The organism is Paraburkholderia bonniea, from assembly GCF_009455625.1.
GTDB lineage: Bacteria > Pseudomonadota > Gammaproteobacteria > Burkholderiales > Burkholderiaceae > Paraburkholderia > Paraburkholderia bonniea.
The window spans coordinates 176,130-196,965 of record NZ_QPEQ01000002.1 but is presented as its reverse complement, the minus strand read 5'-3'; the positions used below and the strand labels follow the sequence as shown (position 1 = coordinate 196,965).

The window sequence follows — 20,836 nt, the reverse complement described above, 5'->3', positions numbered from 1 at the left end:
CCTTAAGCCTTTTCAACCTTGACGAGGAACGACTTGAATTCCGGTGTCTGGGAATTGCCGTCGCCCACCACAGGCGTGAGTGTGTTGGCGAGATAGCCAGGCTTGGTCAAACCAGTAAAGCCCCAGTGGAGCGGAATCCCCACCGTCTGCACTTTCTTGCCGTCGATCATCAAAGGCTTGATGCGTTTGGTCACCACCGCCACGGCGATGAGGTGCCCGCGGTTAGACGACACCTTGACGCGCTCGCCCGCCTTGACCCCGATCTCCTGGGCGAGGTCTTCACTGATCTCGACAAACTGCTGCGGCTGAATGATCGCGTTCAGCCGGGCGTGTTTGGTCCAGAAGTGGAAATGCTCTGTCAGACGGTAGGTAGTCGCGGCATGCGGGAATTCAGCGGCCGTGCCGAACGCTGCGCGGTCATCCGGGAACACGCGTGCCGCCGGGTTGCTGGTGGCCTGGGCGTTCTTTGGATGCAGCGGGTTGTAGCCCAGCGGGTTTTCGAACGGTTCGTAATGCTCGGGGAACGGCCCTTCATTCATCTGGTCACGGGCAAAGAAACGCGCCACACCTTCCGGATTCATGATGAACGGGCCCATGCCGTTTTCAGGCGGCTCGTCGGCCTTGAAGTCAGGCACATCCGCCCCGCTCCAGCTCTTGCCGTTCCAGCCGATCAGCTTGCGGGTCGCATCGAACGGCTTGCCCGCGACATCGCACGAAGCGCGGTTGTACAAGATGCGCCGGTTGGCCGGCCAGGCCCACGCCCAGTTCAGCGTCTGGCCAATTCCGGTGGGATCGGCGTTGTCGCGCCGCCCCATCTGGTTGCCCGCCTGAGTCCACGCGCCACAGAAAATCCAGCAGCCGCTGGCCGTGGTGCCGTCGTCCTTGAGCTGAGCGAAGCCGGATAACTGCTCGCCGCGCTTGACCAGAACCTTGGTGGGATCTTTCGCATCGGTCAGGTCGGCCAGCGCGCGGCCGTTGTATTCCATCGCCAGTTCTTCAGGCGTGGGGCTGGCCGGGTTCGCATACGGCCAGCTCAGCTTGAGGATCGGCTCGGGATACTTGCCGCCTTGCTCCTGATACGCCCGGCGCATGCGCAGGAACAGCCCCGCCATGATGTCGAGATCGCTCTTCGCCTGGCCCGGTGGTTCCGCGCCTTGCCAGTGCCATTGCAGCACGCGGCTGGAACTCACCAGCGAGCCGCGTTCTTCTGCGAAGCAACTGGTGGGCAGGCGGAACACCTCCGTTTGAATCGCGGACGGATCAACGTCGTTGTACTCACCGTGGTTTTTCCAGAACTCGGAGGTTTCGGTGGCGAGCGGGTCCATGATGACGAGCCATTTGAGCCGGGCAAGGCTAGCGGTGGTTTTGGCCTTGTTTGGTGCCGACGCGAGCGGGTTGAAACCCTGCGCGATATAGCCGTTCATCTTCCCCTGGCTCATCAGCTCCAGCACTTGCAGCAAGTCATACGGGCGGTCGAGCTTGGGCAGATAGTCGTAGCCCCAGTTGTTATCCGCCGTCGCGGCATCACCCCACCATGACTTCATGAAGCTGACGAAGAACGCCTTGTAGTTCTTCCAGTAGCTCAACTGGTTAGGCCGCAACGGCTGTGGTGCGCGCTTGCCGATGTAGCCATCGAAGTCCTGTTCGCCTTCGTTGGGCAGCGTCATGTAGCCCGGCAGCAGGTTCGACATCAAGCCCAGATCCGTCAGCCCCTGGATGTTCGAATGCCCGCGCAGCGCGTTCATGCCACCACCAGCGATGCCGATATTGCCCAGTAGCAGTTGCACCATCGCGCCAGTGCGGATCATCTGCGCGCCAACCGAGTGATGCGTCCAGCCCAGCGCGTACAGAATCGTTCCGGCGCGGCCTGGCACCGCCGTGCTGGCCAGCATCTCGCACACTTTGAGGAATTTGTCCTTCGGCGTGCCGCAGGTTTTTTCGACCATCTCCGGCGTGTAGCGCGCGTAGTGCTGCTTGAGCAGCGTGTAGACGCAACGCGGATGCTGCAACGTCGGGTCGAGCTTCACATAGCCGTCTTCACCGCGTTCGTAATCCCACGTGGATTTGTCCGGATAGGCGTGTTTCTCGGCGTTGTAGCCGGAATACAGGCCATCTTCGAACGCGTAATCCGCGCGCACGATGAACGGGAAATCAGTGAAATTTTTGACGTACTCGTGCTGGATTTTGTCGTTTTCCAGCAGATAGCGAATCACGCCACCGAGAAACACGATGTCGGTGCCCGTTCGGATCGGTGCGTAAAAATCCGCCACGGAGGCAGTCCGGGTGAAGCGCGGATCGACCACGATCAGCCGCGCCTTGCGGTGCGCCTTCGCTTCGGTCACCCACTTGAAGCCGCACGGATGCGCTTCAGCGGCGTTGCCGCCCATCACGAGAATCACATCGGCGTTCTTGATGTCGACCCAATGGTTCGTCATCGCTCCACGGCCAAACGTCGGGGCAAGACCTGCCACCGTCGGACCGTGTCAGACACGCGCCTGGTTGTCGAACGCCAGCATCCCCATGCTGCGCACGGTTTTATGCGTCAGATAGCCCACTTCGTTACTACCGGCCGAAGCCGCCAGCATGCCGGTGGTCAGCCAGCGATTAACGCGCTTGCCGTCGGCGGTGGTTTCGATGAAGTTCGCATCGCGGTCTTCTTTCATCAGCTGGGCGATGCGATCGAGCGCATCACCCCAGGCAATCGGCTGCCATTTGTCCGAGCCGGGCGCGCGATATTCGGGCTGGGTCAGGCGGCTTGGGCTGTGAATGAAGTCGATCAGGCTCGCGCCTTTCGGGCACAGGGTGCCGCGATTGACCGGATGGTCGGCGTCGCCTTCGATATGAATGATGCTGGACACGGCATTTTTAGCGCCGTCACCCAGACCGTAGAGGAGGATGCCGCACCCGACTGAACAGTACGGGCAGGTATTGCGGGTTTCCGTGGTACGCGCCAGTTTGTATTGCCTGACTTCGGCGAGCGCCGGTTCCGGAGAAAAGCCCAGCATGGCGAGGCTCGATCCGGCTAGCGTACTTGCCGTGACTTTCAGGAACTGGCGCCGGGACAGTTGCAGCATGGTGCCCTCGGCTAAGTTGTTGTGGGGTGGGCGTAAGTATAAATGTTTTAAAACTGTGTCAACGGCGAGCTGGACACAAGCAGGTGGCATCGGGGTGCTGGGGTTTGCTGGGCAGGTGAATATCTAGCGCCCCCAGCCTGGCCCGCTCAACATACCGGGCGTGAAACGGCCAGGAAGCGACAAGCAGCGGCACAGCACACCGTTGAAAAAACATCTGGCGACGGTCTTGCTGCGCCGTTTTTGCCATTAGAATCTCCGGCCCCACGCCATGCGCCATGCGTCTCAACCACCCGCCGTAGCAGATTTCACGATCTGGAAATAACGAAACAACACCGAAGATGTCAAAGCTATTCCGCGCATGCGCCGTGCTCCTGTTGCTCCTGTTTGCAGGCTTATCCTCAATAGCCCAGGCGCAAACATACTGGGGTAAGCCATTGCCCAACCAGCCGGACAACTTCATTTTCGGCTATGGCTCCCTCATCAATAGCGCATCACGAAACGCCACAGCCAGCAAACCTATAGCGGCTATTCCAGTCCGCGTTTCCACGGCGTTTGGCTATATCCGCAGTTGGAATGACCGCTCCCCGTCGGGCTTCACTGCGCTTGGATTGCGCCGCCCTCTGCCGGGTGAACAGGCGATGACGATCAATGGCGTGCTCTATCCGGTCGAAGGCAATGACATGGCAGCTTTCGATGCGCGAGAGAAGGGCTATGTCCGGGTAGAGGTGCCGCGCCACGACATCGAGGCGATATCGTGGCAGCGCTTGCCCGAGCGAGGCCGGATCTGGGTCTACATCCCCGATATGGCGGGACAGGAGCCTGGCACGGGCCTACCGTCTGCTGACGCCAGATATCCCTTGCTGGAATCGTATGTTGATGTCGTAGTCGAAGGAGGCCTGGAATTTGGGGAAGCCTATGCCCGCGAACTCATCGAGACAACTCAGGGCTGGAGCGCCTTTTGGCTAAATGATCGTCTACGTGCACGGCGGCCATGGGTAGCCGACAAGGACTATCAGGCGGTCGACACCTTGCTGGCCGAGCATGTTCCCACCTTCGCCAAGCGGATGTTTTCCGAAGATTACGCAGCGAAGAATCTGCTGCCAATAGAAGAGCGCAACGGTCTGCGGTAACGAACACGAATTTCTCAATGCCTGATGGCCTTGCGGCACAGGCCTTTGCCGCAACCACTTCGCGCTGTGCGCTGAACCAGCAGGCACAGGCTGGGCGAATCACGCAGCGCGCCCACGCACAAAGGATGCATACGTCACGTTCAATGTCGCTGCTGGTTTAATGAGCGCTTAATGGCTGGCTTAACGACCGTTTAATGACCACTTAATGACCGGCTTAACGGCCACTTAATGGCCGCTTAATGGCCGCTTAATGATCAGTTTAATGACCGTTTAATGACCGTCTTAACGGTCACTTAACAGTCGGCTTAATGGTTGTTTAATCGCCAGCTTAACGCCCAGCGAACACCCCCGCCCAGGCTCTCCAGCTTGCTCATCGCGGACGCTCAACGGCTCAGGCCGCTACCCGGCCCGAGCCGTTGAGCGTTCTTTGCCTTACCGCCCGCCCCGTTGCCGTGATCCGGCCTGGCGCACCATCTGGCCTTGCTATAGTGGCGGCCAATTCTGGCGGCGCGGCCTTGCAGGACACACCCGAGACGCTTGCAGCAGCGGCAGAGCGCACCCGCATCCCAGCCCGCTAGCCAGACCATCGCCGCCCATCGCGCGCTGTTTCGCCTATGCCTACGCGTCCCAGCGCACCCGATCATCACGCTTGCGCACAAGGACAACATGGACCTGGACGCCCTTTCCCCCAGCAAACTTCAAACCGCAGCTCGCCAGCATGCGTCATGGGCCATCGGCGCACTCAAACAGTTTTCCGACAACCGTTGCGCCGCAATGGCTGCGGGCATCGCGTTTTACGCCGCGTTTTCGCTCGCGCCAATGCTGGTGATGGTGATCGCGGTGGCGGGCTGGTTTTTTGGTGCCGAAGCCGCTCGCGGCGAGGTCTTCAATCAGGTTCATGGCCTGCTAGGCAACGAAGCAGCCAGCGGCGTGCAAACCATCGTCGAGAACGCGCACCGGAGCGGCAACGCGGGCGGCATCGCGGCGTTGATCTCACTGGCGATGCTGGCGGTGGGCGCGTCGGCGACCTTTTCATCGCTCAACAGCGCACTCAATATCGTCTGGCCCAACACCCGGCCGCGCACCTCCAGCGTGCTTGCGCTGGTGCGCGTGCGCTTGATCTCATTTGGCCTGGTGCTGGGCGTGGCGTTTTTGCTGATCGTGTCACTGGTGCTCGATGCCACGCTGACGTTTGTCGGCCGGTGGCTGTGGGGCAATTCGCCGTATGTGGTGATCGGCAATTTATTGCAGTTGCTAATTGGCGTGCTGGTGCTGGCCGTCGCCTTCGCCGGGCTGCTCAAATTCCTGCCCGATGCCAGCGTGCGCTGGCGTGATGCGTTCGTGGGCGGAGGCATCGCCGCGCTGCTGTTTTCGGCGGGGAAAAAACTCTTTGCGCTGTATCTGGCTCATGCGGGTATGGCCAATTCATTTGGTGCGGCCGGGTCGCTCGCAGTGCTGCTGATGTGGCTGTATTTTTCGGCGGCAGTTTTGCTGCTTGGCGCGGAATTCTCGGCGGCACGTGGCCGGTTATACGATCCGCGCGGTGCGTGGGCGCAAATGGATAGCGCGCCACCACCTGGCAGCCGGGCCACGCTAGCGTCGGTGATCGCAGCGTCAACTGCGCTGCCGCAAAACGCTGACGCAGTTACGGCAGATTCAGCGCCGGCCGGGAATCACTCGGCGGCCAATGCAGCGCTAGTTGCCGCTGCCTCCTTAACCGCTGACGCAGCACCAACCAGCAGCGCCAACGCGGACACCAGCCCGCCCGGGCGCGCCAATCATCTGGAAGAAGTCGCGCGTGAGGTTGGCCAGCGGCTGGCTGACGCCGAAGCTCAGGCGGTGCGCGCAACCGCCTCGATGGTGGTGCAGGCGGGCCGTCATGCCGCCGATGCCAATCAACAAATCAAACGTCACCCGTGGGGGCCCATTGTGCTCACGGCAGGGCTCGCCTTTGCGCTCGCGGCCCGGGTCATGCGCCGCCGCTGATGCCTTTAGGGGCATAGCCGCTCAGGTGCGGGTAAGCCTGCGTCTGAGCTCCTGCGTCTACCCCCCTGCGTCTACCCCCTTAATCACACAAAAAACGCGCGTTTCAAACCTGCTTCAGCGCCATCCGGCGCTGGGTTTTTGATGCGCCTAGCATATTTTTTGGCCTTTGCAGCAGGGCCATGAGCAAGAAATTTTGCAAGCAGCGTCTGCATCGTTTAAAACACCATCCCAAAATGTCATGTGCCGCAAAAGTTGCGTCAAAAAGAACAACAATGCCCGCAATATGACGTCATTTGACATCCCCGACAGAAACAATTTCAGCCCTACCCTCCCTTCCCCGACAAACAGCTGTCACTTTTTTGAGACACTATTTTTTTAGTCTACTTGCATCTTCGGGCGCTGCGTTATTCTCCAGTCCGCAATAACGAAACCAATCATCTGCGTGGAGAAATGGATGAAACGAATCGCATTAACTAGCCTCTCGCTGGCCCTGCTGGGTCTTGCAGGTGTCGCGCACGCTCAAAGCAGCGTCACTCTGTACGGTGTGATCGACGAGTCGATCCAATACGTGCACAACGCCAACACTGCTGGCGACAGCCAGTGGGGCATGTACCAAGGCAACCTGTCAGGTAGCCGTTGGGGCATGAAAGGCTCAGAAGATCTGGGCGGCGGTCTGAAGGCCATTTTCCAGTTGGAAAACGGCTTCGATCCAAATAACGGCAAGCTGGGCCAAGGCAACCGGATGTTCGGTCGTCAAGCCTACGTTGGCCTGACACATGATGCATGGGGCACATTCACCGTGGGCCGTCAGTACGACCCGCTGGTTGACATGGTTCAAGGCATCACAGCTGACAACTACTTTGGCAGCGCTTTTGCAACAGTTGGCGACGTTGACAACAACGACAACAGCTCACGCACCAGCAACGCGCTGAAGTACGTTTCGCCGGTTTTCGCTGGCTTCCAGGTTGAAGGTATGTACGCTCTGGGCGGCATCGCTGGCCAGACAGGTGCAGGCCAGACATGGTCGGCAGCTGCGTCGTACAACAACGGCCCGTTCTCGGTCGCTGGTGGCTACTTCGCTGCATCGAACCCGGCTGGCAACGTGGTGACACGTGCAGGCTGGTCAACATCGGCCACGTCGGATGGCACGTTTGACGGCAGCAACGTCAACGCCGCTTACGCGTCAGCCAAGTCGATCAACATCGCTCGCGTGGCAGCCCAGTATGTTGCTGGTCCGTTCACGTTCGGCCTCGGCTACAGCAACGCGCAATACAAGACTGACGCTCAGTCAGGCTTTGCCAGCTCAGAGAAATTCAACACTGGACAAGGCTTCCTGAACTATCAGGCAACGCCGGCTCTGTTGGTGGGCGCAGGCTACAGCTACACGAAGTCGTCGGGTGACACGAGCGCGACGTACCACCAGGTTTCGCTGGGTGCGGACTACTCGCTGTCGAAGCGTACTGACATCTATCTGGTTGGCGCATGGCAGCATGCAAGCGGCTCGACACGTGACGGCACGACCGGCCTGGTCGTTGACGCTCAAACGTCGATCGGTTCGTATGGTTACGGTGGCAAGAGCTCGCAAGAGCTGGTCAACCTGGGCCTGCGTCACCGCTTCTAAGCAACGGCTGATACTGGGCTGAAGTTTGGTCCAGTTAGCTGTCGCATAGCGTAGTAGTAAAAAACCAGCCAGAGGCGTTAAGCCGATGGCTGGTTTTTTTATGGGTATTCGGGTTTGAGAATTGGGCGGGGGTTGAAGAATCGCTAACGCTGGGGTGATGGACTCATGCCTTCGCTACGCTGGTGGCTACCTTTGGTGGCTAGGCGCTAGCTGCGGATGCTGGCCTCGGCGTGCTGGATCTGCGCGTACCAAGCGCTTTGCTCAGACTGGCAATGCCTCAGAGAGAACCTGTTGGTGGCAGGCATCGAGTAAGGCTCGAGTGCCAGCACATCGGCCGGCATGCCCCGCAGGAGTTGCCATTCCACCTGAATCGCGGGCACGTCCATCAGCATCGTCTACGGCGTTGGATCAATGAGAGTGTCGCGGTCGCTACTGCCCGTATCCTGGCCATGCAAAACCGAGCCAAGCACCCGGACATTGCTCGCGCGATGAGACTCAACCACCTGCCGGATCGCGGCACGGTTCGCGGCTAAGGCTTCCGAGAGCTGCATGTTTTTTTCTCCCGCAACACAATCCAGTTTCACGTCAGGATGGCGCGGGCAGTCTAGCGCACAGCCACGCGCTTCAATCCTTTGCTGCACGCTTTATCTCCACCCTGCTTTATCTCCACCCTTTAGCGCGCGTGAAAAGTATTCACCCTCCTTCGGCCGCTTACTTGAGCACCTCATCCAGTACCACCTCAACCGTCTTGCTATCTCGCGCCTGCGGCTCGCTATAGCCGAGCAGATCGCCCTTCTGGCGCTGCGCCACGCCACTCGCCGATACATGCGCTTCAACCCTCACCCGCTCAAATGCCGACAGCCGTAGCTCGGGTGTCATGGCCAGCGCATCATCCAGCCGCACCACCGCCGGTAAATCCGCGACGCGCAGACGCTGCACCGCCAACGGCATGCGGGGCCCATCTACGGCCCGCGCCAGCACGAACACCGTGTCGGACGGATGCACGCGCGCCGCCATTTGCGGACTCAGGCGCACATGGACTTCAAGCACTCGCGGGCTCGTGGCCACGCGTGGCGTGGCGTCGGTTGCCGGCGCGCTTTGCGCTGGTTGTTGCGCTGGTTGTTGCGCTGGTTGTTGCGCTGGTTGTTGCGCTGGTTGTTGCGCTGGTTGTTGCGCTGGTTGTTGCGCTGGTTGTTGCTCTGGTTGTTGCTCTGGTTGTTGCTCTGGTTGTTGCTCTGGTTGTTGCTCTGGTTGTTGCTCTGGTTGTTGCTCTGGTTGTTGCTCTGGTTGTTGCTCTGGTTGTTGCTCTGGTTGTTGCTCTGGTTGTTGCTCTGGTTGTTGCTCTGGTTGTTGTGCAAGCCGTTGTGCTGGCTGTTGTGCAAGCCGTTGCGCATTAGCGATCTGCTGGCGGGCCTGAGCCGCGATATCTGGCGTCACGCCAGGCGCATGCTCCAGCCGCTGCCAGAAAGCCTCCGCCTGGGGATAGTCGCGCTGGTCCAGTGCCATAGATCCAGCAAGGGCCAGCGCCTTTAAATTGCCGGGATCAAGCGCTAGTGCGGCGTGTATCTGCTGAGCTGCGGCGGCATCGAAAACCCCGCCATTCGCACTCGCCAGCGCATCGGCATAATCCGCCAGCAGTAACGAATCGTTCGGTGTCAACGCCAGTGCGCGTTGATAAGCCAGCACCGCATCGCCAGCACGGCCCAGCACGGTGTACGAGCGTGCCAGCATCGACCAGCCTTGAGCATCATCGGGCTGGCGCGCGAGACGCGCGGCGAGGCGGGCAATCATCGCGTCGAGCGATGCTGGGGAATCCGCGTGGCGTTCAGCCTCGCTTGTATCCGTGCCGCTTTGCGCCAGCGCGGCGGCAGGATTGCCCAGCTTCAGATACAGCAGCAACGCGGCCGACGGCAGCAAGGCCAGCAGCAACGCCGCCAAACCCGCGCGGTGCAGCACGCTCATGCTCACGCTAGTCACATTAGCCCGTGTGCCTGGCATGCGGGCCGCGGCCGTAGCACCGTGCGCCATCTCTGCCGCCTGCGCGTCATCCAGCAGACGTCGTTCAAGTTCTTGCTGAACCTCGGCATACTGCTGCGCCAGCAACTGCCCATTAGCGAACTCACGTTCCGCTTCGGCCAGGTCTGCGCGATACAGCGCCACCGCCATCTCGGGCCGTGCCAAGTCTTGCTCCGTCTCCTGCGTGGCGTACCCGCCCGGGCGCAGCAATGATGGCAGCACACATAACAATGCAAGCAGCAGCATCGCGCCAAATATCAGCCATAAAATCATCACCGGTTGGAGTCCTGATCGAAAGTCTCAAGAAGGCGCTCTGCATGCTGGCGTTCCGCCACATCCAGCGTCTGTGGCACCTGGCGTGCACGCCGCCTGACGAGGCCACGCCAGAACAACACAGCAGCCAGCACCAGCGCGACAAACGGTCCAAACCAAAGCACCCACGTCACCGGCTTAAGTGGTGGCTGATACAAAACAAAATCGCCGTAGCGCTGCACCATGTAGGCCTCGATCTGCGCATCAGTCGCACCTTGCTGAACCTGCTGGCGGATCTTGTCGCGCAGGTCAGCGGCCAGATCCGCGTTCGAATCAGCCAGGGTCTGGTTCTGGCAGACAAGGCATCGCAAACGCGCGGCGAGTTGCCGCACCCGGGCATCCACGGCGGGCGATGGCAGGCCTGCATTCACGAGGCTGGTTTGAGCGGATGAGGATGCCGGTACCCATGCCCAGGCAGGCGTTGCGCTGAGCCCTAGCAATCCGGCCAGCGCCACCAGCGCCGCCAGCCAGCATCTGCGCTCACTGCGCTGAAGGAACAACAGCATCGGCCGCCTCCTGCTTAAGCTGCTGCACCAGCGGCAAGATCGTGGCATCGAGCATCGTTTGGCTCAACGGCCCGGCGTGGCGATAGCGCACGCGGCCAGCACGGTCGATCACGAAGGTCTCCGGCACGCCATAGACGCCGTAATCAATCCCGGTTTGACCATGGCGATCCACCAGCGACGCCGTATACGGATTGCCCGCACTGGCCAGCCAGCGCAAAGCGGGAGCGCTTTCGTCCTTGTAGTTCAGGCCGTATAGCGGCACCACCTGACGCGCGGCGAGATCGAGCAGCAACGGATGTTCTTCGCGGCACGATTCACACCACGAGGCCCAGACATTGAGCAGCCACACCTGGCCGCGCAGATCCTGCGACGCGAGACGCACATCTGGCGTTTGCAGCAGTGGCAGATCAAATGCGGGGGCGGGCTTGCCCAGCAACGCCGAAGGCAGCTTGCGCGGATCCTGCTTCAACCCCGCCGCCAGCAATCCCAGCAGTAGCGCCAACGCCAGCAGTGGCAACACAAAGCGCTTCTTCATAGCGCCGCACCATCTGGCCCGGTTAGCGGGCGCTTTCGCTCTGCCGCCGCTACGGCCACTGCTACTGTCGCAGCGGCCCGCTTGCGCCGCCCTGGCAACACGCGATAGCGCCGGTCACTCGCGGCCAGCAAGCCACCCGCGGCCATCAGCAAACACCCAGCCCAGATCCAGCGCACAAACGGTTTGAGATGAATCCGCACGGTCCAGCCACCGGTGCCAACCGGCTCGCCCAACGCCACATAGAGATCTCGCAGCACACCGTGATCTATCGCAGCTTCGGTCATAGGCATCTTCTGCACGAGGAAAATCCTCTTCTCTGGATGCAGTGTGGCAATCGTCCGCCCAGCCTGGGTCACCGTGATACTGCCGCGTTGCGCTTCGTAGTTCGGCCCGCTGACACGCTGCACCCCATCCAGACGAAACTGATAACGGCCGAGCGCCACGCTCTCGCCAGGTTTCAGGCTCACATCACGTTCACTCTCGTAACCTTTGACCAAAGTCACGCCGACGATAAACATCCCAATGCCCGCATGCGCCAGATACATCCCATAGCTCGCTCGCGGAATGCGCCGCAGCCGCGCCCACAGTGAACCACCGCCCTGGCGCAAACGTTCGCGCAGGCTGACGCCAATCGTCGTGAAGGTCCACAGCGCCAGCAGTAAGCCAAGGCTGACCAGCGCATGCCACTCGCCCATCACCCATGGCAGCAGCAGTGCCGTCAACACACTGACGAATGCCGCCCAGCGCAAACGCACCGCCAGCTCAGGCAGACGCGCGGACTTCCAGCGCGCCAGCGGTGCAATGCCCATCAGAAAGATCGCCGGGGCCATGAGTGGCACGAACACGCTGTCGAAATACGGCGGCCCCACCGAGATCTTGTCGAGCCCCAGTGCATCGAGCAGCATCGGATACAGCGTGCCAAGCAGCACCGCACCCAGCGCGACGATCAGCAACACGTTGTTCGACAGCAGCAGCGCTTCTTTCGACACGGGCTCAAAGCTCGCGCCTAGACCGATTTGCGGCGCACGCCAGGCAAACAGCAGCAACGCGCCACCCATCACCAGCCCTAAAAACGCAAGGATGAACACACCACGCGCCGGGTCGCTGGCAAACGCATGCACCGACGTCACCACGCCCGAGCGCACCAGAAAAGTACCGAGCAAACTCAGCGAGAACGTGCCCAGCGCCAGTAACGCCGTCCATGCGCGAAAGCTGCCGCGCTTGTCGGTGACCGCCAGCGAATGAATCAACGCAGTGCCCGCAAGCCATGGCATGAACGAGGCGTTCTCAACTGGGTCCCAAAACCACCAGCCGCCCCAGCCCAGCTCGTAGTAAGCCCAGCCGCTGCCCAGCATGATGCCGAGCGTGAGAAAGACCCACGCGGCAGTGGTCCAGGGGCGCGACCAGCGCGCCCAGGCCGCATTCAGTTCACCAGAGAGCAGCGCCGCCACCGCGAACGCAAACGCCACCGAAAAGCCGACGTAACCCATGTACAGCATCGGCGGATGAATCACCATGCCGGGGTCTTGCAGCAGCGGATTCAGATCGCGCCCTTCCAGCGCCGGGGGCAACAACCGCGTAAACGGATTTGACGTGAAGAGTAAAAAAAGCAGGAAACCTGAACTAATCCAGCTCATCACCGCCAGCACCCGAGCCACGAGTGCGGCTGGCAACTGGCGGCTAAAGCAACTGACGGCCACCATCCATAGCGCCAGCAAGGTCACCCACAGCAGCAGCGAGCCTTCGTGTCCGCCCCAGACTGCGGTGAAGCGATAGATTGCGGGCAACGCCGAACTTGAATTGCTGGCCACATACAGCAGCGAAAAATCATTCATCAGGAACGACCAGGCAAGGCAGCCGAAGGCCAGCGCGATAAAGCCAAACTGACCGCGCGAGGCGGGCCATGCCAGCCGCATCCAGCCCGCCATGCCGTAGTGCGCGCCAAGCAGCGGCACGACCGCCGTGGTCAGCGCGAGCATCAACGCAACGATCAGCGCGAAATGGCCTATTTCTGGAATCATGGGCGGCGCTCTCCAGCACTCAGGGATGACGCTCGCCGCACGGCTTCCGCCGCCTCAGGAGGCATGTATTTTTCATCGTGTTTCGCCAGCACTTCATCGGCGCGAAAGCTACCGTCTGGCTCCAGGCGGCCTTGCGCCACCACCCCAGCGCCTTCGCGGAACAGATCCGGCAGCACACCGTGATAAGTCACGGCAATCGCTTTCGCGGTATCGGTCACGCTGAAGCTCACCGTTAGCCCATCTGCGCTGCGCTTGAGCGAGCCGCGCTGCACCATGCCGCCCAGGCGAAAGCGCTGGTTCTGCGCTAGCTCACCCGCAGCAATCTGGCTTGGACTGACAAAGAACGTCACGTTGGCGCGAAAGGCATTAAGCACCAGCGCACAAACCAGCCCAAGCGTCAGCAGGCCACCTGCGATCCAGGCCAGACGCCGATGCCTAGCGCGCATCGTCAGGCCCCTGTCTACTCGCAGTCATCACCCGTTGCTGAGCAGACCACACTAACCAGGCCTCCAGCGCCAGCAACGCAAACGTGCCGCACAACGCGGCGCACAGATAAGGGCTTTGCGTCAGCATCATGCGCACTTCAAACCAGCTATTCATGCGCCACGCTCCTCAAGCAAGGCTTCCCATGGCGCGGCCTGAGCGCGCTGATGCAGCAGCGTACGCAAACGTGTGAGCGTCACCGCCAGGGCATACGACCAGAAACCCAGCGTCATCACTACGAGACCCCAGGCCATCGCTGCACTCATGGCCACCCCGCTACCAAACGACAGTGATGGCCCCTGATGCAGCGTGTACCACCATTGCACCGAAAAATAGATCACCGGGAGATTCACCACGCCAATCAGCGCCAGCACACCACAGGCGCGATCTGCACGCCGTGGATCATCGAGCGACGCATGCAGCGCAAGAAAGCCGAGATAGAGAAACAGCAGGATCAGCTCGGAGGTCAGGCGTGCATCCCAGACCCACCATGCCCCCCATGTTGGTTTGCCCCATAACGCGCCACTGACCAGCGCGAGCAGTGTGAACAGCGCGCCGGTTGGGGCCAGCGCACGCGCCAGCATGGCGGCGAGGCGCGCATTGAAAATCAGGCCGACCGCACTCCAGCCCGCCATCACGAGATAGATCAGCATCGACATCCACGCGGCCGGGACATGCACAAACATGATGCGGTACACCTCGCCCTGACGCGCATCGACCGGGGCGACCAGCAAACCTAGCGCCAGTCCGGCCAGCATCAGCAGCAGCGCGGCGAGCGTGAAGTACGGCACAAGCCGTGCCGCGAGCGGCTCGAAGGTGCGCGGTGAGGCGTAATAAAACCAGTTCACACGTGACATTGTTTCTATTCCATAGCAATTCTGAGCGCGGCAGCCGTAGCCCACGGACACAGCCAGATAGCTGCGCACAGTGCCGCGCCAAGCAGCGAAAAATTGGCTTGCGACCAGGCCGCGTTGCGCACGGGATCAGCGGCTGCCGCACCGAAAATCAGCACCGGCACATACAGCGGCAAGAGCAGCAGCCCAAGCATCGCGCCACCGCTGCGCACGCCTAATGTCAGCGCAGCACCCATCGCACCAATCAGGCTGAGCAGCGGTGTGCCCAGCAACAGCGATGCCATCAGGAGACCCGTGCTATGCCAGTCAAGGCCGTATTGCAGCGCCACCAGCGGTGTCAGTACGACCAGCGCGAAACCACTGCTCAACCAGTGCGCCAGAATTTTGCCGAACACGATCAGCGGCAACGAATGAGGCGACAGCAGCATCTGCTCAAGCGCCCCACTCGAAAAATCCTGCATGAACAAATGACCTGCGGCGAGCATCGCAGCAAAGAGCGCGCTCATCCACAGCACGCCAGGCGCGATCGTGCGCAGCAAGAGGGGATCAGGTCCAAGTGCGAGCGGAAAGAGACTGGTGGCGATGCAGAAAAACAGCAGACAACCCAGCGTGACGCTGCGCTTGCGCCAGCTCAACGCCAGTTCCCGGCGCACCACCAGCGCGATGAGCGCGCCCACGGTGCTCATTGGGCGGTCCGCTCAAGTGTGAAGCACTGCGTCTGGCTGGTGGGTGTCGAGAGCGGTTGATGCGTGCTTGCCACCACGATCCCGCCCGTCTGCAGATGCGTGGCGAGCATCTCGTGCAGCCATGCCGAGGCCGTGTGATCGAGCGCCGCCGCGGGTTCGTCAAGCAGCCAAAGTGGCTTGCGCTCCAGCACCAGGCGCGCGAGTGCGACGCGCCGACGCTGGCCCTGCGAGAGCTGCCCGGCCCGCATGTGACGTTGCCGTTCAAGGCCAACGCCCTCGAGCGCCGCTGTCAGCGCCACCGCAGCCCCCCGTAGGGCCACGCCGCTGAGCGCCGCGGCAAAATTCAAATGCTCCTGCACCGTGAGGTCATCGCTGACCCCATTCGCATGCGCGACATAGCTCAGCGTGCTGCGCCAGCGCGCCGGGGCAGCACGCGTATCCGCGCCATCCCAGCGAATCACTCCGGTGCTCGGTGCCAGCAGTCCAGCCAGCAGACGCAGCAAAGTGGTCTTGCCGCTGCCGTTAGGCCCGTGAATCTGTAAAGCCCAGCCAGGCTGCACAACAAATTCAATCTGACGCAATACCATCCGGCCGCCACGCCCCAACCCAAGTTGCTCAACCGCCAGCATCATTCATGGCTCATGGTTTATGGCTCGGTTGCACTTTGGCTTGCCGCGCGAGTGCATCGGCCTGCGCTTGCGTCATGTCTGGCAGATGGTGCGCAATGCCCTTGTGGCAATCAATGCAGGTTTTCTCGCCGGTACCGAGATAGCGCTGGTGTGCTTCTTGTGCACGCGGGCTCTGACGCGTGAAATCCATATAGTCAAACGAGTGGCAATTGCGGCATTCGAGCGAATCATTGGCCTTGAAACGGCTCCATTCATGCTCGGCCAGTTCGAGCCGTTTTGCCTCGAATTTCTCGCGGGTATTCACCACGCCAAACACCTTCGCCCAGACTTCCTTCGAAGCCTGCATCTTGCGTGCGATCTTGTCGGTCCAGTTATGCGGCACATGGCAGTCGGAACACTTGGCGTGGACGCCACTGCGGTTGCTGAAGTGAATCGTGCTCTTCAACTCGGCATAGGTGTTGTCGCGCATTTCGTGACAGCTAATACAAAACGCTTCGGTATTGGTCAGCTCCATCGCTGTATTAAATGCGCCCCAGAACACCACGCCAGCGATAAAGCCTCCTAGCGTCAGAAAAGCCAGGCTGAAATACGCGCTGGGCCGGTTGATGGTCCGCCAATAGCGCTTGATCAAATCACGCATGTCCACCTCACCCCTAGAGCTATTTTTTCTTCTGTGACTGAGCACTGGCCGGCAGACGGATATCAGCGACATCAGTGAAGGTATTGCCCACCAGCGGCTTGATATCGGCCTGTGGCACGTGACACTGGGTGCAGAAATAACGCCGTGGTGCGAGATGCCCTAGCGTCTGGCCCTCGCGGTCGGTGTAATGCGAGATCGCCAGTGGCACTGCGCCGCTTTCCGCTGCGCGGCTGCGGGCGTGACACGCCAGACAGCGGTTCGCATTGCGATCCAGCTGATAGCCGTCGATCTTGTGTGGAATCGTTGGCGGCTGTTGCGCATACGCCCGGCCGCGAATCACGTCGCGGTTTTCGGTCGGAGCGATCAACGGTGGCTTCGCCTCCTCATTAAGTGGCGTCGTGCCACGCAAGGTGTCGTGGAATGGCACAGGCGGAATGACCGGCTGTGCCTGCACAGTAGGTAGCAGCAACGCAATAGCAACGAGGACAATCCAGACCCGCATGACGTACCCCTAAACTTTGACGATTTTGACGGCGCACTTTTTGAAGTCGGTCTGCAACGAGATCGGGTCTGTCGCATCCAGTGTCACCTTGTTGATTAACTGGCTCGAATCGAACCACGGCACGAACACGAGCCCACGCGGCGGCTTGTCGCGTCCACGGGTTTCAACCCGGGTACGGATATAGCCACGCCGTGACACCACCTTGACCTCAACGCCACGGCGCAGCCCCAGCGCTTTCGCATCGTCGGGATGCATGAAGCACACCGCGTTAGGAAAGGCCCGGTACAACTCGGGCACGCGGCGGGTCATGGAGCCTGAATGCCAGTGCTCAAGCACCCGGCCGGTTGAGAGCCAGAATGGAAATTCCTTGTCGGGTGACTCTGCTGGCGGCTCATACGGCAGCGCGTAAATCACTGCACGGCCATCGGCATTGCCATAGAACTGCCAGCCTGTACCCGCCTTGACGTAGGGGTCCGAGCCTTCGCGGTAGCGCCAGCGGGTTTCCTTGCCATTCACGACCGGCCAGCGTAAGCCGCGCGCCTTGTGATAGGCATCGAACGGTGCCAGATCGTGGCCATGACCCCGGCCAAAGGTGGCGTACTCTTCGAACAGCCCTTTCTGCACGTAGTAGCCAAACGCTTTAGCTTCATCGTTGCTATAGCGGGCATCCACGTCCTTCAGCGGAAACTTGTCAACCTGACCGTTGCGATACAGCACGTCGTACAGCGTCTTGCCTTTGTATTCGGGCTTTTTAGCTAATAACTCGGCGGGCCACACTTCCTCAACCTTGAAACGCTTCGAAAACTCCATCAATTGCCACAGGTCAGAACGGGCTTCGCCTGGTGCCTTCACCAGTTGATGCCAGAACTGCGTACGCCGCTCAGCATTGCCATACGCCCCTTCTTTCTCCACCCACATCGTGCTGGGCAGGATCAGATCGGCCGCTACGGCAGTGACCGTGGGATATACATCGGATACCACAATAAAGTTGTCGGGATTACGGTAGCCAGGCAAGCCCTCTTCATTGATGTTCGCGCCAGCCTGTATGTTGTTGTTGACCTGCACCCAGTACGCATTCAGCTTGCCGTCGCGCAGCATGCGGTTTTGCAGCACGGCGTGGTAGCCCGGCTTGTCGGGGATCGTGCCTGCTGGCAGCTTCCAGATGCGCTCCGCTTCGGCTCGGTGCTTCGGGTTGGTCACGACCATGTCGGCGGGCAGGCGGTGCGAGAACGTGCCAACCTCGCGCGCGGTGCCACAGGCGGACGGCTGCCCGGTGAGCGAAAACGGGCTATTGCCAGGCGTGGCGATCTTGCCTGTCAGCAGATGCAGGTTGTAGACCATGTTGTTGGCCCAGGTGCCACGCGTGTGCTGGTTAAAGCCCATGGTCCAGAACGACATCACCTTGACCTTCGGGTCGGCGTAAAGCTCAGCGAGCTGGTCGAGTTTGACTTTTGGAATGCCGGACAGTTTGCTCACATACGCCGCGTCGTACTTCGAGACGAACTTGACGAATGCGTCATACGTCATGGGCTTCGAGCCGTTCGGGTCATCTGCGTTTTTCGCGGCTTTCTGCAATGGGTTATCTGGCCGCAAGCCATAACCGATATCCGTGTTGCCTTCCTTGAACACCGTGTGCTGGTTGACGAAATCGCGGTTAACCCGGCCGCTCTTGATGATGTAGTTAGCGATGTAGTTAAGGATCGCCAGATCAGACTGGGGCGTAAACACCAGCGTCTGGTCGGCTAGATCAAAGCTGCGATGTTCGAAGGTCGAGAGCACCACCACTCTGGTTTTAGGAGCGCTCAAACGGCGTGCGGTCACGCGCGTCCACAGCACCGGGTGCATCTCCGCCATGTTGGAGCCCCACAGCACGAACGCATCGGCTTGTTCGATATCGTCATAGCAGCCCATCGGCTCGTCCATGCCAAACGTGCGCATGAAGCCCGTCACCGCGGAAGCCATGCAATGCCGCGCATTCGGGTCGATATTGTTGCTGCGAAAACCCGCCTTCATCAGCTTGACGGCGGCATAGCCTTCCCACACCGTCCATTGCCCTGAGCCAAACATGCCCACAGCGGTCGGGCCTTTGGCCTTTAATACGCGCTTGAACTGGCTTGCCATTTCGTCGAAGGCGCGGTCCCATGACACCGGGGCAAACTCACCGTTCTTGTCGTACTTGCCGTTGGTCATGCGCATCAGCGGCGTGGTCAAGCGGTCCTGGCCATACATCACTTTCGACAGAAAGTAGCCTTTGACACAGTTCAAGCCGCGATTCACCTCTGCCTGCGGATCGCCCTGGGTTGCCACCACCCTGCCGTCTTTCACGCCGACACTGACACCGCAGCCTGTGCCGCAAAACCGGCAAGGGGCTTTCGACCAGGTGATGTCGCCCGGCCCGGCTAGCGCCGACGCACCCGGCAAGCTAATCCCAGCGGCGGAAGCGGCCGTGGCGGCCGCAGTCTGCTTAATAAACGCGCGACGGGTGAGCGTCATCGGCTAGCTCCTTGTTCAACGATTCGAGATCTTCATGGTGCTGATAAACCAGCGCGGCCGAATACACGCCCGGCAACACATGGATCGCCCCAATCTGCTGTGTGACATCAAATGCGCTACGCCCTTCAAGCGTGACCACCAGCTTGCCCAGCTCACTCACGGCGTGAACTTCGGCACCCGGCAGCAAGCCAATCGCCTGGCGTATGGCATCAAGCCGCGTTTGCTGCGCATGCACCACAATGCCCGCGATATGTAATTCGCCATGCGCTTCTTCTTTATATGACTGGCGTGGCTTAACAGTAATGGGACGAATTAATGCTTCAGACATGGAAGTCCCTCGGGTAAATACCCGTTTTATTGATCGAAGCAGGAGGTTTTATTTATGCGTAATCAGCCAGGCGGACCGCCTATCAAAATCTGGTAGAACCACACGGCAAAGCCATAGCCAGCAATGACCAGCACGGTCAAAACCGGCACCATTACGGCGGTGAGGAACAGAAAACTGCGTAGCTCTTCCGCTTTGCGCACATCATTGGCCATACGGAAACTCCACGAGAATGCGGGGACGAATTTTTTAATAATTACGAAATATTCTGAATGCTTTGAATTACATTCGTCAAGAAAAACTTTGCACTTGACTCAAGCAAAATTTACCAATTCCATGCGTATTACATCATTATTAATAGTTAATGAAAATGTAATTAAATTCATAAAAAAACCTCCTGCGCCTATTCAGACACAGGAGGTTTTTCAGGCATACCAGGCAAACTGCGAGGCAGACCTCAGATGGCCCAAGCGGAATTAAATTGCCGCGTCTTTCAGCTTCTTCAGCGGACGTGCCTTGATGCGCACGCTAGCTGGTTTGGCCGGGAACCAGCGCTCTTCACCCGAGAACGGGTCTTTGCCAAAACGCTTTTTCTTGGCTGGCACGGTTTGCACGATGATCTTCAGCAAACCGGAGAGCGTGAATTCACCTGCGCCCTTCTTGTGTACCGAACCCAGAATGGTTTCTTCAAGTGCGGCCAGCACAGACTTGACTGCCTTCAGTTCAACCTCGGCACGCTCAGCGACGTGAGCCGCCAGTGAAGCCTTGGTGAACGTTTCCTTGATCGGCGCAAGCGTACCGGCTGCCTTCACGGCGACTTTCTTTACAGCAACTTTTTTCGCGGCGACTTTTTTCGCTGGTACTTTCTTCGCGGCTACTTTTTTGGCGGGTGCGGCGGCAGCCTTCTTGGCCACCTTTTTTGCGGAAGTCGGCATGTTTCTCCTACCAGTTGTGTGATCAGTGGATGCACGAAACGCCTGCGGTATGCAGGCGTTTCAACCCCGGATTCTACAAGTGCCGCAA

Annotated in this window: 22 protein-coding genes; 3 read left to right on the top strand and 19 right to left on the bottom strand. The window is 60.1% G+C overall.

The features are described from left to right. Positions 1–2: 2 nt before the first annotated feature. The gene (fdnG, locus tag GH656_RS14755) at positions 3–3,074 is read right to left on the bottom strand and encodes a formate dehydrogenase-N subunit alpha (protein WP_153076828.1); all 3,072 of its coding nucleotides are present in this window, start codon (positions 3,072–3,074) and stop codon (positions 3–5) included. A gap of 365 nt (positions 3,075–3,439) precedes the next feature. On the opposite strand from fdnG, the gene GH656_RS14750 reads away from it, so the two are divergent. Further along, entirely contained in the window at positions 3,440–4,204 is a 765-nt protein-coding gene (locus GH656_RS14750) for a gamma-glutamylcyclotransferase family protein (RefSeq protein ID WP_343039018.1), read from the top strand. A 666-nt stretch (positions 4,205–4,870) separates the two neighbouring features. After that, positions 4,871–6,190 (top strand): YihY/virulence factor BrkB family protein, encoded by a 1,320-nt coding sequence (locus tag GH656_RS14745; RefSeq protein WP_153077341.1) that lies wholly within the window; start codon positions 4,871–4,873, stop codon positions 6,188–6,190. Between the two features lie 83 nt (positions 6,191–6,273). Here the strand turns inward: GH656_RS14745 and GH656_RS18190 are convergent, their stop codons facing one another. Then, the gene (locus tag GH656_RS18190) at positions 6,274–6,402 is read right to left on the bottom strand and encodes a hypothetical protein (protein WP_281349669.1); all 129 of its coding nucleotides are present in this window, start codon (positions 6,400–6,402) and stop codon (positions 6,274–6,276) included. Positions 6,403–6,644: 242 nt separating this feature from the next. Between GH656_RS18190 and GH656_RS14740 the strand changes: the two genes are divergently transcribed. Beyond that, the gene (locus tag GH656_RS14740; RefSeq protein WP_153076826.1) at positions 6,645–7,811 is read left to right on the top strand and encodes a porin; all 1,167 of its coding nucleotides are present in this window, start codon (positions 6,645–6,647) and stop codon (positions 7,809–7,811) included. Positions 7,812–8,017: 206 nt separating this feature from the next. On the opposite strand, the gene GH656_RS18115 is transcribed toward GH656_RS14740, so the two are convergent. From GH656_RS18115 to GH656_RS14665, 17 genes are all read right to left on the bottom strand, one after another. Beyond that, positions 8,018–8,203: a hypothetical protein gene (locus tag GH656_RS18115; RefSeq protein ID WP_246184322.1), complete on the bottom strand. Its 186-nt coding sequence runs from the start codon at positions 8,201–8,203 to the stop codon at positions 8,018–8,020. A gap of 3 nt (positions 8,204–8,206) precedes the next feature. Beyond that, positions 8,207–8,362, bottom strand: a complete 156-nt coding sequence (locus GH656_RS18110) for a hypothetical protein (RefSeq protein WP_246184321.1) — start codon at positions 8,360–8,362, stop codon at positions 8,207–8,209. Positions 8,363–8,522: 160 nt separating this feature from the next. Then, the gene (ccmI, locus tag GH656_RS14730) at positions 8,523–10,100 is read right to left on the bottom strand and encodes a c-type cytochrome biogenesis protein CcmI (RefSeq protein ID WP_153076825.1); all 1,578 of its coding nucleotides are present in this window, start codon (positions 10,098–10,100) and stop codon (positions 8,523–8,525) included. Then, positions 10,100–10,645 (bottom strand): cytochrome c-type biogenesis protein, encoded by a 546-nt coding sequence (locus GH656_RS14725; RefSeq protein ID WP_153076824.1) that lies wholly within the window; start codon positions 10,643–10,645, stop codon positions 10,100–10,102. The genes ccmI and GH656_RS14725 overlap by 1 nt, the downstream gene beginning before the upstream one ends. Then, complete coding sequence (locus tag GH656_RS14720; protein ID WP_153076823.1) at positions 10,620–11,180, bottom strand: DsbE family thiol:disulfide interchange protein; 561 nt, start codon at positions 11,178–11,180, stop codon at positions 10,620–10,622. The genes GH656_RS14725 and GH656_RS14720 overlap by 26 nt, the downstream gene beginning before the upstream one ends. Continuing rightward, complete coding sequence (locus GH656_RS14715) at positions 11,177–13,201, bottom strand: heme lyase CcmF/NrfE family subunit (protein WP_153076822.1); 2,025 nt, start codon at positions 13,199–13,201, stop codon at positions 11,177–11,179. Before GH656_RS14715 ends, GH656_RS14720 begins: the two co-directional genes overlap by 4 nt. Beyond that, positions 13,198–13,647 (bottom strand): cytochrome c maturation protein CcmE, encoded by a 450-nt coding sequence (ccmE, locus tag GH656_RS14710; protein WP_153076821.1) that lies wholly within the window; start codon positions 13,645–13,647, stop codon positions 13,198–13,200. Before ccmE ends, GH656_RS14715 begins: the two co-directional genes overlap by 4 nt. Then, positions 13,637–13,801: a hypothetical protein gene (locus GH656_RS17815; protein ID WP_174769795.1), complete on the bottom strand. Its 165-nt coding sequence runs from the start codon at positions 13,799–13,801 to the stop codon at positions 13,637–13,639. The genes ccmE and GH656_RS17815 overlap by 11 nt, the downstream gene beginning before the upstream one ends. Beyond that, the gene (ccmC, locus tag GH656_RS14705) at positions 13,798–14,541 is read right to left on the bottom strand and encodes a heme ABC transporter permease CcmC (protein WP_153076820.1); all 744 of its coding nucleotides are present in this window, start codon (positions 14,539–14,541) and stop codon (positions 13,798–13,800) included. The genes GH656_RS17815 and ccmC overlap by 4 nt, the downstream gene beginning before the upstream one ends. A 5-nt stretch (positions 14,542–14,546) precedes the next feature. Continuing rightward, positions 14,547–15,224 (bottom strand): heme exporter protein CcmB, encoded by a 678-nt coding sequence (gene ccmB, locus GH656_RS14700; RefSeq protein ID WP_153076819.1) that lies wholly within the window; start codon positions 15,222–15,224, stop codon positions 14,547–14,549. Then, positions 15,221–15,856 (bottom strand): cytochrome c biogenesis heme-transporting ATPase CcmA, encoded by a 636-nt coding sequence (ccmA, locus tag GH656_RS14695; protein ID WP_246184320.1) that lies wholly within the window; start codon positions 15,854–15,856, stop codon positions 15,221–15,223. Before ccmA ends, ccmB begins: the two co-directional genes overlap by 4 nt. Before the next feature lie 7 nt (positions 15,857–15,863). After that, entirely contained in the window at positions 15,864–16,493 is a 630-nt protein-coding gene (locus GH656_RS14690; RefSeq protein WP_153076818.1) for a NapC/NirT family cytochrome c, read from the bottom strand. A 19-nt stretch (positions 16,494–16,512) separates the two neighbouring features. After that, complete coding sequence (locus GH656_RS14685; RefSeq protein WP_153076817.1) at positions 16,513–16,995, bottom strand: nitrate reductase cytochrome c-type subunit; 483 nt, start codon at positions 16,993–16,995, stop codon at positions 16,513–16,515. A 9-nt stretch (positions 16,996–17,004) separates the two neighbouring features. Further along, positions 17,005–19,488: a periplasmic nitrate reductase subunit alpha gene (napA, locus tag GH656_RS14680; protein ID WP_153076816.1), complete on the bottom strand. Its 2,484-nt coding sequence runs from the start codon at positions 19,486–19,488 to the stop codon at positions 17,005–17,007. Continuing rightward, positions 19,460–19,816, bottom strand: a complete 357-nt coding sequence (locus GH656_RS14675) for a chaperone NapD (RefSeq protein WP_153076815.1) — start codon at positions 19,814–19,816, stop codon at positions 19,460–19,462. The genes napA and GH656_RS14675 overlap by 29 nt, the downstream gene beginning before the upstream one ends. Before the next feature lie 62 nt (positions 19,817–19,878). Next, positions 19,879–20,028: a periplasmic nitrate reductase, NapE protein gene (napE, locus tag GH656_RS14670; RefSeq protein ID WP_153076814.1), complete on the bottom strand. Its 150-nt coding sequence runs from the start codon at positions 20,026–20,028 to the stop codon at positions 19,879–19,881. Positions 20,029–20,289: 261 nt separating this feature from the next. Next, entirely contained in the window at positions 20,290–20,748 is a 459-nt protein-coding gene (locus GH656_RS14665) for an HU family DNA-binding protein (RefSeq protein WP_153076813.1), read from the bottom strand. Positions 20,749–20,836: the final 88 nt, after the last annotated feature.